Genomic DNA, 13,911 nt, shown 5'->3' with positions numbered 1-13,911 from the left:
TCGTTTGCCGACTCGCCGGAATCGCTGGATCGGGGAACACGGCGGATGCGGCGAGCAGGGTCTTTCGCTACCATGAAGAGGCAGGGCTGGACCTGCCAAGCGAAAGGGGGCAACGGTGGACTATGTGATCGCACACGAGGACGGGGTGCTCACCGTCGATACGGGCTATCTTCGCCCGGGTTTGGCGGCGGTGCACTTGATCGTGCAGGACGGGCGGGCAGCGGTGGTCGATACGGGGGTGAATGCCTCGGTGCCGCGGGTGCTGGAGGCGCTGGCGGCAAGCCACGTTCCTCCCCAGGCGGTGGACTACGTCCTGCTCACGCACGTGCATCTGGATCATGCCGGCGGAACGGGGCATCTCATGGCGGCCTTGCCCAACGCCCGACTGGTGGTGCATCCGCGCGGGGCACGCCACATGATCGATCCGTCGCGCTTGTGGCAGGCGGCCGCCGCCGTCTATGGCGAAGCCGAAACGTACGCGATGTACGGGCATCTCGTGCCGGTGCCGCCCGAACGGGTGATCGCCGTGGAGGACGGGCAAACCTTCCATCTCGGCACTCGTCCCCTGACGATCTGGCACTCGCCGGGACATGCGCGCCACCACGTCGTGATCCACGATTCGGCGGCGGGGGCGGTGTTCACGGGGGATACTTTTGGCCTCTCGTACCGCGAGCTGGACGTGGCGGGGCGGGCTTCGGTGATTCCGACGACCACCCCTACCGAATTCGAGCCGGAAGCACTGCACGCTTCGATCGAGCGCATTCTCGCCGCTGGGCCGACGGCGGCGTATTTGACGCACTTTGGCCGGGTGCGCGAACTGGAGCGCTTGGCTGCGGATCTGCATCGCTTGATCGACGCCTACGTGGAGGTAGCCCGGGCGGCGCGCGGTGAGGGGGTGACGCGGCATCTGGAAATCCTCGGCGGGCTCGATGCCTTGATGCAGGAGGAAGCGGAGCGGCAAGGCTGGCCGTTGCGCGGAGAGGCGCTCACCGAGTTCCTGCGCATGGACATGGAGCTCAATGCCCAAGGCTTGGGAGTGTGGCTCGACCGGCAGAAACGGGCAAACGCCGGATGAGCGAGGCCGTCGATCTCGAGCGGCGTTTCGGCGGCATCGAGCGTCTCTATGGCCGGGGGGTGCTTGCCCGACTGCAGCGCTGCAAGGTGGCGGTGGTCGGGGTGGGCGGAGTCGGTTCCTGGGCGGCCGAAGCGCTCGCACGCAGTGGCGTGGGGGGCTTGCGCCTCATCGACCTCGACGTGGTGGCGGAATCGAACTGCAACCGGCAGGTGCATGCGCTCTCTTCGACGCTGGGGCGCGCCAAGGTGGAAGTGATGACGGAGCGCTTGGCCGACGTCAACCCCCTGCTGTCGTGCGAGCCGATCGACGATTTTCTCACGCCGGAGAATTGCGCCGCGCTCATCGCCGGCATGGACGCGGTGATCGACGCCGTGGATGGGGTGCGCGCCAAGGCGGCGCTGGCTGCGCAGTGCCGGGCGCAGGGAATTTTCCTCGTGATGACGGGCGCGGCCGGCGGCAAGCGCGATCCGGCGCGGATCGAGGTGGCCGATCTCACGCAGACGCTGCAAGATCCGCTGCTGGCGAAGACGCGGGCCCTGTTGCGCCGGGAGTACGGCTTTCCCCGCGGCCGGGAGCGCTTCGGCGTGCCGGCGGTATTCTCTTCCGAGCCGATGCGCCGCGATGCCCAATGCGATGCCCGCGCGGGGCTTGCCTGCGCCGGCTACGGCTCGAGCATGATGATGACCGCCGCCATGGGCCTGATCGTCGCCGAGCGGGTGGTCGCCCGCTTGCTGCAGGAGGGGAGATGAATACGGCCCCGGCGGTGATCCTCTTCGCGCATGGGGCGCGCGATCCCCGGTGGGCGGAACCGGTGCTTGCCTTGGCACAACGGCTGCGGCAGACCCTGCCCGAGGCGTACGTGCAGCCGGCGTTCCTCGAGTTCCTTTCTCCGAGCCTGCCGGAGGCGGTGGAGGCGGCGCTTGCGCGCGGCCATCGGCGCGTGGCGCTGGTGCCGGTGTTCATCGCCGTCGGCGGTCATCTGCGCGAGGACCTGCCGCAGCTGCTTGCCTGCGTGCGCTCGGCGCACCCGGACGTCTCGATCGAGGTCCTCCCTGCGCTGGGGGAAGCGGAAGCGGTACGCCGGGCGATGGCCGATACCGTTTTGGAATGGATCGCGGAGGGTGCATGAAACGTGTGGTGTCGCTGTGGTAATATCGACACACGAACGATAGCCCGCGAACGATCCATGCGTTTCCTGCTCAGCAACGACGACGGTTATTTCTCTCCCGGCCTCGAGGCGCTCGCGCATGCCCTGCGCACCCTGGGCGAGGTGACGGTGGTGGCGCCCGAGCGCGACCGCAGCGGGGCGAGCAATTCCCTCACGCTCGATCGTCCGCTCATCGTGCGGCGCGCGCCCAACGGGTTTTATTTCGTCAATGGCACGCCGAGCGACTGCGTGCACCTCGCGGTGACCGGCATGCTCGACCTGCAGCCGGACATGGTCATCTCGGGCATCAACATCGGCGCCAACATGGGCGACGACACCGTCTATTCCGGTACGGTGGCGGCGGCGACCGAAGGCTATCTGCTGGGGGTGCCGTCGCTGGCGGTGTCGCTGGTGAGCAAGTCGCCGCAGGATTTCTCCACCGCGGCCTATGTCACACGCCGCTTGGTCGAACGGCTCATGTCCCGACCGCTGTCGCAGCGGGCGGTGCTGCTCAATGTCAATATCCCCGATCTGCCGCTGCCGCAACTGAAGGGGTACCGGGTGACGCGGCTGGGGCGGCGGCACAAGGCCGAGGCGGTGATTCCGGCGCAGAACCCGCGCGGCGAGACGGTCTACTGGATCGGTCCGGCGGGCAGAGCTGCCGAGGCCGGCGAGGGGACGGATTTCCACGCCGTGGCCGAAGGCTACGTCTCGATCACTCCCCTGCAGATGGATTTGACGCACTACGAGCTGCTGCCGGAGGTCGAGCGCTGGCTGCAGGAGACGGGGGCGCCATGAGCACGGCGCCGGCACGCCTCGATGCGATCTCGGCGCGCGCGCTCGAGCGCCTGCTCGAGAAGCTGCGCCATGAAGGCATCCGCGACGAGCGGGTGCTGGAGGCGATGCGCCGCGTGCCGCGTCACCATTTCGTCGAGGAGGGCCTGCAGCTGCGCGCCTACGACGACATCGCCTTGCCGATCGGCTTTCAGCAGACGATTTCCCAGCCCTATGTGGTGGCGCGCATGCTCGAGCTGCTGCTCGCCGGGCGCGAGGCGGGGCGCACGCTGGAAGTGGGCGTGGGCTGCGGGTATCAGACGGCGCTGCTCGCGCAGCTCGCACCGGAAGTCTATGGCATCGAGCGCATCCGCGCGCTCTTCGAACTCGCGCGGAAAAACCTTCGCCCGTTTCGCTTGGCGCACGTGCGCCTGAAACACGGCGACGGTATGCTGGGCCTGCCGGAAGTGGCGCCGTTCGACTCGATCATCGTCGCCGCGGCCGCGCCCGTCGTTCCTGCGGCGCTCATCGAGCAGCTCGCCGAGGGCGGGCGCTTGGTGATGCCGGTGGGCGATGCGGCGCAAACGCTGCGGGTAGTCGATCGAACCTCTGCCGGACTCGTGATCGTCGAGCACGACCCGGTGCGTTTCGTGCCCTTGCTGGGTGGAGTGGGTTGAATGAATGCCGAAGGAGCCGTGAGATGACGAAAGCGTGGAACCGCCGCGTGGCGTTCCTCTTGGGATGGACGGTGGCTCTGGCCGGCTGTTCGAGCGCGGTCAAGGCCCCAGTGGCCGATCGCTCCACGGCAAGCCCGTCGAGTGCGTCGGCTCCGGCCGCGAAGGCGCCGGAGGCGGCCACCGAGACGGTCTATCACGTCGTTCAACCAGGCGAGACTTTGCGTGGCATCGCCCGGCAATACGGCGTGACGACGGCGGAGCTGATCTCCCTCAACCAGCTCTCCGATCCGAACCGCATCGTCGTCGGTCAGCGTCTGAAGATCCGCGAGGGAACCTCGGTGGCGGCGAGCCCGGGGACGGGGGTGCAGGTGGTGCCGGTGCCGGTCGAAGGCGGGCCCGAAACGGTGAGCGCGGCGCCCGTGGTCACCTCGCCCAAAGGGGGGCGCACGGGGGCGGAGGCGGTTCCCGCACCCGTCGCCCCGAAAGCGGAGGAACAAGCGCCGGGCGCTGCGAGCGAGGGCTGGCAGTGGCCGGCCGATGGACCGATCCTCACCCGCTTCAATGGCACCACCGTCAAAGGAATCGACATCGGCGGCAAGGTGGGCGATCCGGTGCGCGCGGCCCTCGATGGCACGGTCTCCTATACCGGCGAAGGGATCGAGGGCTACGGGCTCATCGTCATCATCCAGCATCCCAACGATTACGTCTCGGTGTATGCCCACAACAGCAAGGTCCTCGTCAAGGAAGGCCAGCAGGTCAAGCGCGGCGAGGTGATCGCGGCCGTGGGCCAGACCGGCAAGGACATAAAACAACCCAAACTGCATTTCCAGATCCGCAAGGCCGGCCAGGCCATCGATCCGCTCAAACTCTTACCCCCACGCTGAGGAGGCGATGCGCCATGGAGGAGAAAGACTTCACCGCGATCGAAGCGATTTCTGCCGACGGGGAAGCGACGTGGTGGGACAGCGAGGACGAGGCCGAGGAGGTACCGCCGGAGATCGCCGCGTTCGACGAAGAATCAGCCGTCGACGACGAGCTCTTCTCGGACGTCACGCAGCGCTACCTCAATGAAATCGGCAGCTTTCCTTTGCTCTCGGCCGAGGAGGAGCGGCGGCTGGCGCAACTGGCCAAGGAAGGGGACGAGCAGGCGCGCCGCACCATGATCGAGCGCAACTTGCGCCTGGTGGTGAGCATCGCCAAGCACTACCAGCACCGCGGGCTGCCTTTTCTCGATCTGATCGAGGAGGGCAATCTGGGGCTGATCCACGCGCTCGAGAAGTTCGATCCTTCCCGCGGTTTCCGTTTTTCTACCTACGCCACCTGGTGGATCCGGCAGAACATCGAGCGGGCGATCATGAACCAGGGTCGCACGATCCGCCTGCCGATCCACGTGATGAAGCGCATCAACCGGCTCTATCACGCGCGCCGGGCGGAGGCCACGGAAAACGGCGGCGAGACGCCCCAGTCGCTTGCCGAGCGCCTCGGACGTCCCGTCGAGGAAGTGCACGAACTGCTCGCGTTGCTGGAACCCACGGCTTCGCTCGATGCGCAGATCGACCGCGATACGGCGCGCTCGCTCGTCGAGCTGGTGGCCGACGAATCCAGCCTCAGCCCGGAAGATCAGATCTACAACGCCGAGCTCGAAGCGCTGGTGCAGCGCTGGCTCGATGCCTTGCCGCCGAAACATCGTTTCGTCGTCGTGCATCGCTACGGCTTGCGCGGCATCCTGCCGCAGACGCTAGAAAATCTCTCCGACGAGATGGGGCTCACCCGCGAGCGGGTGCGCCAGATCCAGCTCGAATCGCTGCGCCGGCTGCGCCACATGGCGCGCGAATCGGGGCTCGACGGTCAGGCGCTTTTTTCCTGACGCAGGCGGCGGCGCAGCTGGTGTAGGGCGCGCCGCATCGCCGCGGCGGCTTCCTCCGTTGCCAGACCGCCGCCGTAGCGCGCTTGGAGATAGGGGCGAAGCAGGGCCTCGATTTCTCCGCTCGCCTGGGGAAAGTGCCGCATCAGCCGCCTGCCGTAATCGAGCGGTCCCTCGGCCGGGGCGCGCGCCAGGCCGCGGCGCGCCATCAGGCGACAGAAGCGGTGCCACTGCCGCTCCAGGGGGTCGCGCGATGTCGGTGGCCGTTGCAGCCACCAGGCGAGCAGGGCCGCGAGCGCGAGCGCCATTCCCGTGGCGGCGAGCGCCCAGCCGAGGGCGCGGTCCGGCCTCCAGCCCAGACTGCGCCACAGGCGATGCTGGCGCTCGGCATCGAACCCCGCCACCCACACGTTCCAGCCGTATTCCCAGGCTTCGAGCTGGGCACGCAGGCGCCAGGCCCAGCGCCATTCGGGGCGCAAGAGTAGCGGCAACCCCTCGCGTTCGAGCAGCACTTCCCCCAGGCCCCGCTCGGCGCGCTCGGGTTGGGCAAAGGTGGTCGGATCGACGCGCACCCAGCCGTGAGGCGCGAGCCAGACTTCCACCCAGGAGTGCGCATCCGCCTGGCGGATGATCCAGGTGCCGTTGGCCGGATTGCGCTCGCCGCCGAGGTAGCCGAGCACGATGCGGGCAGGAAGCCCCGCGGCGCGGGCCATCACGGCGAAGGCATCGGCGAAGTGCTCGCAGAAGCCTGCGTGGGTGTCGAAGAGGACGGCATCGGCGCTGTCGCGCGCCACCGGCGGTGGCGTCAGGGTATAGCGCAGCTGCCGTTTGCGGAAGAAGTCGGCGATGGCTTCCAGCCGGGCTTCGGGTTGGAGGTGTTCCCGGGCGATGGCTTCGCCCGCTTCGCGGGTGCGGGGATTCGCCTGCGGCGGCAGGAAGGTCAAGGCGCGGATCGCGGTCGACGTCAAGGCCTCGGGCAGCGGCTCGCCGAAGCGCGCCTCGCCCGTGAAGCGCGTGCGCTGCAGCAGCGGCCGGCGGGCGCGCCAGGATCCGGTCGAAGTGCGCTCTACTTCCACCGCGCCGCTCAGGGCGTGGGTACGCTCCAGGGTAAATATCCATGGCAGATCGGACGGCTCCTGCAGGCTGCGGTAGCGTACCTTGGCCGACCCCTGCGTGGCTTCGAGCGCCGGGTTCGGCGCGCGCCAGGGGGAAGGCTTCCAGCTGCGGCCGTCGTAGACTTCGAGCACCGGGCCGCGCCAGTAGCGTGCGGCAGGTAGTTCCCCTTCCTGGACTTCGACGACGAAGGCGATCTCGTCGGAGCGGGCGAGTTGGGCGATGCTGCCTGCTTCCAGCGTCTCCGACAAGCCCGTTTTGCCGGCGCGGGCATCGGCGGGCAGCCCCCACAGCGGCCCGGGGACGCGCGGCACCAGCACGAAGAGGAGCAGCGCGAGCGGAATCGCCCAGGCCATCGTTCGAGCGGCGTCGCGCGCCGGCTGGTCGGTCGGCAGCCTCTGGAAGGAGGAGAGCGTGAGCCGAGCGCAGGCAAGCAGCACGAGTCCGGCCCCAGCGAACACCGCCAGCGCGTGCAGCGGCGTCTGTCCGCGCAAAAAGACTGCCGTGAGGAGGAAGAGGGCGAGCGCGGCGACCATGCGCTCATCCCGTTCGCTACGCGTTTCGAGCCATTTCAGCCACACCAGCAGGGCGACGAGGGCAACGCCCGGTTCCTGGCCGAACCAGTAGCCGTACTGCCAGCGTACGCCGAGTGCGCAGGCAAGACCTGCCAGCCACAGACGCCAGCCGGTGAGCGGTCCGGTCTCTTGGCGGCGGCGCAGGAACCAGACGACGGCGAGGACGGCGATACCGGCCTGGATGCCGAGGGGAAATTCGTTGAACTGGCTTCCCAGGGCCAGCATGAGTGCGAGGGCGAGCGGCGCGGCGGCCGTGCCGGCAAGGGGCCCTGTCAGCAGCTTCAGTCCGCGCAGCAGCGGTGCGATCGGCGCCGTCGCGTTCATGCCGCCTCCGGGGGGAAGAGGGCGAGGCGGCGCAGCACGGCGTGCAGATGGGATTCGCCCCGATCCGGAGGCATGAGGCCGTCGGGCAATTCCACGCCAAAGGCCAGACCCTGGCGATGGGCACCGAGTACCCAGGCGCACAGGCGCGAGAGGCGCGCTTCCACGTTGTCCGCGCCCGCGGTGTCGTTCCAGCGCAGGAGCACGGTGCCGGCGGCTGGCCCTTCACGCCGGGGCAGCATGCGCGGCCCACCGCGGGCGACGATCTTCCAGAGCACGCGCCGCAGCGGTTCGCCGGCCCGCCAGGGGCGAAGATCGGCGAAGTCCTCCTCTCCCGGCCGGACCCCCGCGGACATCGCGCCCGCCTCCTCGGCCAAGGATGCGGTTGCGGGCCAGGGGGGAGCGTCGGGCTCGGGCCGGGGATAGACCCATGCGCTCGTCGTGGGCCAGAGCACCGTCCAGGCGCGAAACCAGCCGAAGGGGTGGCGTGTGGCGACGACGAGGCGCCCGAGACGTACGAGGCCGCGCCGTTCGGTGTCCTGCTCGAGGAAGACGCGAACGGACCCCTCGGTGGGGGTGAGCCAGGCGAAGGCGTGCGCTTCCGGCGCCGTGAGCTCTAGCGGGCGGAAACGCGCCACCTCGGAGCGCAGCATCACCGGCCAGCGCAGGCGCTCTCCGGCGAAGACCGCTTCGGGCTCACCGACGTCGATCGCCACGCCGCGCAGGCTGGCGGCCGTGGCCGGGATCGCCATGACCGCCACGGCGGCGAGCCAGAAGACGAGGGCGTGGCCGAGAGAGAGCGAGTAGTTGATGGCCAGCAGCCAGAGCACGAGCAGAGTGAGGGCGTAACCGGCCCCAGCGGCGGTGGGAAGAATGTAGAGGGTACGGTTCGTGACGGTGAACGTGCCCCCGGGCGTGGCGGCGCGGCGGCGCTGCCAGCGTTCGAGTCGCTTTCTCCAGCTCGGGACGGCGCGTCCGGTCACGGCACCGGCACCGTGGAGAGGATGCGGGCCGCCGTCTCCTTGGCATCCTCGCGCGCTCCGCCGCGGTGTAGCACCAGGCGGTGCGCGGTGGCGGCGACGAACACGGCCTGCACGTCTTCCGGCAGCACGAACTCCCGGCCGGCGAGGAAGGCGTGGGCGCGAGCCGCAGCGAGCAGGGCAAGCCCGCCGCGCGGGCTCAGGCCGAGCCGCACGCCGGGATGCGTGCGGGTCTCCTGCACGAGCGCGAGCACGTAGTCGAGGAGCGCCTCGCGCACGGCCAGGGAACGCACCTCGGCGTGCCAGACGCGCAGCTCCTTGGGGTCTGCCAACGGGCGCAGGGCCGACAGTGCGGCAGTACCTCCTTCGCCGGCGAGCAGCCGTTTCTCCACCTGGGGCGGCGGATAGCCGATCTCCAGGCGCAGCAGGAAACGATCGAGTTCGCTCTCCGGCAGGGGGTAAGTGCCCACCTGTTCGAGGGGGTTCTGCGTGGCGATCACGCAGAACGGCTCGGGCAGGGGGTGCGAGATGCCGTCGACGGTGACCTGGCGCTCGGCCATGGCCTCGAGCAGGGCGCTCTGCGTCTTGGGGGAGGCGCGGTTGAGCTCGTCGGCGAGCAGCACCTGGTGGAAGATAGGCCCGGGCACGAAACGCAGTTCGCGCCGCGCTTCGTCGTAGACCGACAATCCCAGTAGGTCGGAAGGCAGGAGGTCGTTCGTGCCCTGGACGCGCCCGAAATCGAGTCCGAAGACCCGGGCGAGGGCCTGCGCCAAGGTCGTCTTGCCGACGCCGGGCAGGTCTTCGAGGAGCAGGTGTCCGCCGGCGAGTAGCCCGGCGAGCGCCAGGCGCACCGTCGTCCCTTTCCCCAGTAGTACGTTTTCCAATGCTTGGCGTATCGCGCCCAGGCGCTCGAATGAAGGGCTCATCGCTGGAGATTGTCAGCCAGGAAGAAAGACCCGATAATAGCCGATACGGACGGGCGCGACGGAGGAGACGGCCCAAGGAGCCCGCCCGCCCAAGGAGGGGATCCCCGACATGACGATGACCGCCCTGATCACCCATCGCGAGTGCGCCTTGCACGAGATGGGCTCTTATCACCCCGAATGTCCCGAGCGGCTGGCGGCGATCCAGGATCGATTGATCGCCACCGGCCTCGACCAGTATCTCGTCTACTACGATGCTCCCCTGGCCGAGCGCGAGCATCTGCTGCGCGCGCACACCGCCGAATATCTCGATGCGCTCTTTGCCAGCGCCCCGGAAAAAGGCTTGGTGCACCTCGACCCGGACACGGCCATGAATCCGCACACCCTGCGCGCGGCGCTGCGCGCGGCCGGGGCCGGCGTGTTCGCGGTCGATCTGGTGATGAAGGGCGAGGTGGAGAACGCCTTCTGCCTCGTGCGTCCGCCCGGCCATCATGCCGAACGCAGCAAGGCCATGGGCTTTTGCTTCTTCAACAACGTGGCCGTGGCCGCCCTGCACGCGCTGGAGACGCATGGGCTCGAGCGGGTGGCCATCGTCGATTTCGACGTGCATCACGGCAACGGCACCGAGGACATCTTCCGCGACGACCCCCGGGCGATGATGGTGAGCATCTTCCAGCATCCGTTCTACCCTTATTGCGGCACCGACGATCCGCCCCGGCACATGGTCAATATTCCGGTGCCGGCGGGAACCCGGGGAGATGCCTTCCGTCAAATCGTGTGGGACATCTGGCTCCCCGCCTTGCGCGAGCACCAGCCGCAGATGCTTTTCATCTCCGCCGGCTTCGATTCGCACTACGAGGACGACATGGGCGGGCTCGGCCTGGTGGAGAACGATTACTTCTGGGTGACGCAGCAGCTCATGGATCTGGCGAAGGAATGTGGCCATCGGCGCATCGTCTCCACGCTCGAGGGCGGCTACAATCTCTCTTCGCTCGCGCGCTCTGCGGTGGCCCACATCAAGGCCCTCGCCGAAAGCTGAAACCCGGACGTACAATACACGCTTTGTGCCACCTTTTCAGGAATCGCACGCATGAACCGCATCACTGGCTCCCTGGTCGCCATCGTCACCCCCATGCATGAAGACGGCAGTCTCGACTGGGAGCGCTTCAAGGCCCTGATCGATTGGCACGTGGCTGAAGGAACCGACGGCATCGTGGTGGTCGGCACCACCGGCGAATCGCCCACCGTCTCGTTCGAAGAGCACGTCGAGCTCATCCGCGTGGCGGTGGCGCATGCCGCCGGGCGCATTTCCATCATCGCCGGCACGGGGGCCAACGCGACGCGCGAGGCGATCTACCTCGCCCAGGCGGCGAAGGAGGCCGGGGCCACGGCGCACCTCTCGGTCGTGCCCTATTACAACCGCCCGACGCAAGAAGGGCTCTACCGGCATTTCCGCGCCATCGCCGAGGCGGTGGACCTGCCGATGATCCTCTACAACGTGCCGGGGCGCACGGTGGCCGACCTGGCCAACGACACCACGCTGCGCCTGGCGCAGATTCCCAACATCGTCGGCATCAAGGATGCCACCGGCAATCTCGACCGGGCCTGCGATCTCATCGACCGCGCCCCCGAAGGGTTCCTGCTCTACTCCGGCGACGACATGACGGCGATGGCCTTCATGCTGCTTGGCGGCCACGGCACGATTTCGGTCACCGCCAACGTCGCGCCGCGGCTGATGCACGAGATGTGCGCCGCGGCGGTGGCAGGCGACGCTCTTCGCGCGCGCGAGCTCAACCGGCGGCTGGTCGGCCTGCACCGCGACCTTTTCTGCGAGGCCAACCCCATTGCCGTGAAATGGGCGTTGGCACGCATGGGCCGCATCGCCGACGGCATCCGCCTGCCGCTCACGCCCCTGTCTTCCGTCTATCATGACCGCGTTCGCGCCGCCCTGGCGCGCGCCGGTATCACGCTCCCGCTTTGATCTCCTGGAAACGACTGCATGAAGCATTTCCTCCCACGCGAACTGGCCGGCTCGCTCGCGGCGCTGGCGGCCGTCGGCGTGCTCTCTGGTTGCAGCAGCAGCAGCGAGCTGCTCGAAGGCAAGAAGATCGATTACCGCAGTGAGCAGAAGGTGGCACCGCTCGAGGTGCCGCCCGATCTCATCTCTCCGGCCAAGGAAGACCGCTTCGTCGTGCCGACCACCTCCGGCAAGGGCGGGGCCACGTTCTCGGCCTACGTCGCCGAGCGCAACGCGCCCAAGGAGGCCTCGCAGCGCGAGGTGCTGGTCGAGCCGAAGGCGGGTATGCGCATCGAGCGCGCCGGCACGCAGCGCTGGCTCGTGGTCGAGGGCACGCCCGATGCGATCTGGCCCAAGCTGCGCGATTTCTGGCTCACCATGGGCTTTTCGCTGGCGGTCGATCGGCCCGACATCGGCGTGCTCGAGACCGACTGGGCGGAGAACCGGGCGAAGATTCCGCAGGACTTCATCCGCAACACGCTCGGCAAGCTCGTCGACAGCCTCTACTCCACGCCCGAGCGCGACAAGTTCCGCATGCGCATCGAACCGGGCAAGCGCCCCGGCGAGATCGAGGTCTACATTTCGCACCGCGGCATGCAGGAAATCTATCCCACCGAGGCCAAGGATCGCACGATCTGGCAGCCGCGACCGCCCGATCCCGATCTGGAGGCCGAGATGCTGCGCCGCCTCATGGTCTATCTCGGCGTGAAGGAGGAGCAGGCGCAGCAGATGCTGGTGCAGGCCCAGCCCAATCAGCGCGCGCGGCTCGAAACCGACGGCAACCTCGCCCGTTTGGTGGTCGAGGACAACTTCGACCGGGCGTGGCGGCGCACGGGTCTTGCGCTCGACCGCATCGGCTTCACGGTCGAAGACCGCGATCCGGCCGACGGCATCTACGTCGTGCGCTACCTCGATCCGGATGCCGACACCGGCGAGAGCCAGGGGTGGTTCTCGCGCCTCGCGTTCTGGAAGGGCAGCGACAAGCCGCAGCAGAATTCGCAGTACCGCGTGCGGGTGCGGGGGCAAGGGGATACGGCGGTGGTGCAGGTGCTCACGCCCGACAGCCAGCCGGATACCTCGAAGACAGCCAAGCAGATCCTCGAACTGCTCTACGAAGAGCTGAAGTAAGACCGTGGATCGGGTCCGCATCGAATCGCTCGATCTCGAGGGCCGCGGCGTGGCGCACGTCGAGGGCAAGGCCGTCTTCATCGAAGGGGCGCTGCCCGGCGAGCTGGTCGAGTTCGCCGTGCTGCGGCGCCGCCCGAGCTACGAGCTGGGGCGGCTCGTGCGGGTGATCCGCCCCTCCAGCCAGCGCGCGGCGCCGCGCTGCCCGCACTTCGGGGTGTGCGGGGGCTGCGCCCTGCAGCACTTCGAGCCGGCGGCGCAGGTGGCGGCCAAGCAGCGGGTGCTGGAAGACGCGCTGTGGCACATCGGCCGGCTGCGCGCCGAGCGTCTGCTCGCGCCCATCCACGGGCCTTACTGGGGCTACCGCAGCCGCGCGCGCATCGGGGTGCGCCTGGTGCCGAAGAAAGGCGGCGTGCTCGTAGGGTTTCGCGAGCGCAAGAGCAGCTACATCGCCGACATGACGCGCTGCGAGATCCTGCCGCCGCACGTCTCGGCCCTGCTGCCGGCGCTGCGCACCCTCATCGGCGAGCTTTCCTGCCCCGACCGCATTCCCCAGCTCGAAGTGGCGGTGGGCGACGACGGAACCACCGTCCTCGTCTTCCGCCATCTGGTGCCGTTGCTGCCGACCGACCTCGAAGCACTCGCCGCCTTTGGCGAGCGTCACGGAGTGCAGGTGTGGCTGCAGCCCGGCGGGCCGGATTCGATCGTTCCGCTCTTCATCGGCGAGGGACGGCCGCTCGCCTACCGGCTGCCGGAGTTCGGCCTGACGCTCTTCTTCGCACCGACCGATTTCACCCAGGTGAACGTCGCCGTCAACCGCTTGCTGGTGCGCCGCGCGATCGACCTGCTCGAGCCACGCCCCGGGGAGCGCATCGCCGATTTCTTCTGTGGGCTGGGCAACTTCAGCCTGCCGATCGCCCGCCGCGGCGCGCAGGTGCTGGGCATCGAGGGGTCGGAAGCTCTGGTGGCGCGGGCCCTCGAGAATGCGCAAAAAAACGGCCTGGCCGAACGTTGCCGCTTCGATGCCGCCAACCTCTTCACCGTCACGCCCGACAGCCTCGCCGCGCTCGGGGCGTTCGACAAGTGGCTGGTCGATCCGCCGCGCGACGGGGCGATCGAGCTCGTCAAGGCGATCGATCCGGTTCATGGGCCGCGCCGTATCGTCTATGTCTCGTGCAACCCGGCCACGCTCGCGCGCGACGCGGCGGTGCTGGTGCATGAGAAGGGCTATCGGCTGGAATCGGCCGGGGTGGCGAACATGTTTCCGCACACGGCGCACGTCGAGTCGATCGCGCGCTTCGAGCGGGCCGGCTGAGGGCG

14 protein-coding genes are annotated in these 13,911 nt (G+C 68.6%); 11 read left to right on the top strand and 3 right to left on the bottom strand.

Annotation, left to right across the window (positions count from 1 at the left end; all coding sequences use genetic code 11):
- The first annotated feature begins 115 nt into the window (after positions 1–115).
- The 7 genes from EPD82_RS06965 to rpoS are packed head-to-tail and all read left to right on the top strand — an operon-like array spanning position 116 to position 5,540.
- Positions 116–1,075: an MBL fold metallo-hydrolase gene (locus EPD82_RS06965; protein WP_141056235.1), complete on the top strand. Its 960-nt coding sequence runs from the start codon at positions 116–118 to the stop codon at positions 1,073–1,075.
- A complete protein-coding gene (locus tag EPD82_RS06960) occupies positions 1,072–1,824 on the top strand; it encodes a tRNA threonylcarbamoyladenosine dehydratase (protein WP_141056234.1) in 753 nt (250 codons plus the stop codon). The genes EPD82_RS06965 and EPD82_RS06960 overlap by 4 nt, the downstream gene beginning before the upstream one ends.
- Complete coding sequence (locus tag EPD82_RS06955) at positions 1,821–2,204, top strand: sirohydrochlorin chelatase (RefSeq protein ID WP_141056233.1); 384 nt, start codon at positions 1,821–1,823, stop codon at positions 2,202–2,204. Before EPD82_RS06960 ends, EPD82_RS06955 begins: the two co-directional genes overlap by 4 nt.
- A gap of 57 nt (positions 2,205–2,261) precedes the next feature.
- Positions 2,262–3,020 carry a 5'/3'-nucleotidase SurE gene (gene surE, locus EPD82_RS06950; protein ID WP_055422845.1) on the top strand — a complete coding sequence of 253 codons (759 nt, stop codon included), beginning with the start codon at positions 2,262–2,264 and terminating at the stop codon, positions 3,018–3,020.
- Positions 3,017–3,673: a protein-L-isoaspartate(D-aspartate) O-methyltransferase gene (locus tag EPD82_RS06945; protein WP_055422844.1), complete on the top strand. Its 657-nt coding sequence runs from the start codon at positions 3,017–3,019 to the stop codon at positions 3,671–3,673. The genes surE and EPD82_RS06945 overlap by 4 nt, the downstream gene beginning before the upstream one ends.
- A 23-nt stretch (positions 3,674–3,696) precedes the next feature.
- A complete protein-coding gene (locus EPD82_RS06940; protein ID WP_141056232.1) occupies positions 3,697–4,557 on the top strand; it encodes a M23 family metallopeptidase in 861 nt (286 codons plus the stop codon).
- Between the two features lie 14 nt (positions 4,558–4,571).
- The gene (gene rpoS / locus EPD82_RS06935; protein WP_141056231.1) at positions 4,572–5,540 is read left to right on the top strand and encodes an RNA polymerase sigma factor RpoS; all 969 of its coding nucleotides are present in this window, start codon (positions 4,572–4,574) and stop codon (positions 5,538–5,540) included.
- Here the strand turns inward: rpoS and EPD82_RS06930 are convergent.
- Genes EPD82_RS06930 through EPD82_RS06920 form a run of 3 tightly spaced genes read right to left on the bottom strand, consistent with a single transcriptional unit; the run spans position 5,522 to position 9,452 of the window.
- Complete coding sequence (locus EPD82_RS06930; protein WP_141056230.1) at positions 5,522–7,549, bottom strand: transglutaminase TgpA family protein; 2,028 nt, start codon at positions 7,547–7,549, stop codon at positions 5,522–5,524. The genes rpoS and EPD82_RS06930 overlap by 19 nt on opposite strands.
- On the bottom strand, positions 7,546–8,529 hold the full coding sequence (locus tag EPD82_RS06925) for a DUF58 domain-containing protein (protein WP_141056229.1): 984 nt from the start codon (positions 8,527–8,529) through the stop codon (positions 7,546–7,548). The genes EPD82_RS06930 and EPD82_RS06925 overlap by 4 nt, the downstream gene beginning before the upstream one ends.
- Positions 8,526–9,452, bottom strand: a complete 927-nt coding sequence (locus tag EPD82_RS06920) for an AAA family ATPase (RefSeq protein WP_141056228.1) — start codon at positions 9,450–9,452, stop codon at positions 8,526–8,528. The genes EPD82_RS06925 and EPD82_RS06920 overlap by 4 nt, the downstream gene beginning before the upstream one ends.
- 109 nt (positions 9,453–9,561) lie before the next feature.
- Between EPD82_RS06920 and EPD82_RS06915 the strand changes: the two genes are divergently transcribed.
- From EPD82_RS06915 to rlmD, 4 genes are read left to right on the top strand one after another with little or no spacing between them, the layout of a single operon-like run.
- Entirely contained in the window at positions 9,562–10,488 is a 927-nt protein-coding gene (locus EPD82_RS06915) for a histone deacetylase family protein (RefSeq protein WP_055422839.1), read from the top strand.
- 51 nt (positions 10,489–10,539) lie between these two features.
- Positions 10,540–11,430 carry a 4-hydroxy-tetrahydrodipicolinate synthase gene (dapA, locus tag EPD82_RS06910; RefSeq protein WP_055422838.1) on the top strand — a complete coding sequence of 297 codons (891 nt, stop codon included), beginning with the start codon at positions 10,540–10,542 and terminating at the stop codon, positions 11,428–11,430.
- 18 nt (positions 11,431–11,448) lie between these two features.
- Positions 11,449–12,594 (top strand): outer membrane protein assembly factor BamC, encoded by a 1,146-nt coding sequence (gene bamC, locus EPD82_RS06905; RefSeq protein WP_141056227.1) that lies wholly within the window; start codon positions 11,449–11,451, stop codon positions 12,592–12,594.
- Between the two features lie 4 nt (positions 12,595–12,598).
- On the top strand, positions 12,599–13,906 hold the full coding sequence (rlmD, locus tag EPD82_RS06900) for a 23S rRNA (uracil(1939)-C(5))-methyltransferase RlmD (RefSeq protein WP_141056226.1): 1,308 nt from the start codon (positions 12,599–12,601) through the stop codon (positions 13,904–13,906).
- Positions 13,907–13,911 lie beyond the last annotated feature (5 nt).

It is taken from the genome of Tepidiphilus succinatimandens (assembly GCF_006503695.1).
GTDB classification, from domain to species: Bacteria; Pseudomonadota; Gammaproteobacteria; order Burkholderiales; family Rhodocyclaceae; genus Tepidiphilus; species Tepidiphilus succinatimandens.
This window is presented reverse-complemented; position numbering and strand designations above follow the sequence as displayed.

Excerpts from the sequence above, each read along its gene's own strand:
- EPD82_RS06960 (WP_141056234.1), top strand. The coding sequence starts at position 1,072 with ATGAGCGAGGCCGTCGATCTCGAGCGGCGTTTCGGCGGCATCGAGCGT.
- EPD82_RS06955 (WP_141056233.1), top strand. The coding sequence starts at position 1,821 with ATGAATACGGCCCCGGCGGTGATCCTCTTCGCGCATGGGGCGCGCGAT.
- surE (WP_055422845.1), top strand. The coding sequence starts at position 2,262 with ATGCGTTTCCTGCTCAGCAACGACGACGGTTATTTCTCTCCCGGCCTC.
- EPD82_RS06945 (WP_055422844.1), top strand. The coding sequence starts at position 3,017 with ATGAGCACGGCGCCGGCACGCCTCGATGCGATCTCGGCGCGCGCGCTC.
- EPD82_RS06940 (WP_141056232.1), top strand. The coding sequence starts at position 3,697 with ATGACGAAAGCGTGGAACCGCCGCGTGGCGTTCCTCTTGGGATGGACG.
- rpoS (WP_141056231.1), top strand. The coding sequence starts at position 4,572 with ATGGAGGAGAAAGACTTCACCGCGATCGAAGCGATTTCTGCCGACGGG.
- EPD82_RS06930 (WP_141056230.1), bottom strand. The coding sequence starts at position 7,549 with ATGAACGCGACGGCGCCGATCGCACCGCTGCTGCGCGGACTGAAGCTG.
- EPD82_RS06920 (WP_141056228.1), bottom strand. The coding sequence starts at position 9,452 with ATGAGCCCTTCATTCGAGCGCCTGGGCGCGATACGCCAAGCATTGGAA.
- EPD82_RS06915 (WP_055422839.1), top strand. The coding sequence starts at position 9,562 with ATGACGATGACCGCCCTGATCACCCATCGCGAGTGCGCCTTGCACGAG.
- dapA (WP_055422838.1), top strand. The coding sequence starts at position 10,540 with ATGAACCGCATCACTGGCTCCCTGGTCGCCATCGTCACCCCCATGCAT.
- bamC (WP_141056227.1), top strand. The coding sequence starts at position 11,449 with ATGAAGCATTTCCTCCCACGCGAACTGGCCGGCTCGCTCGCGGCGCTG.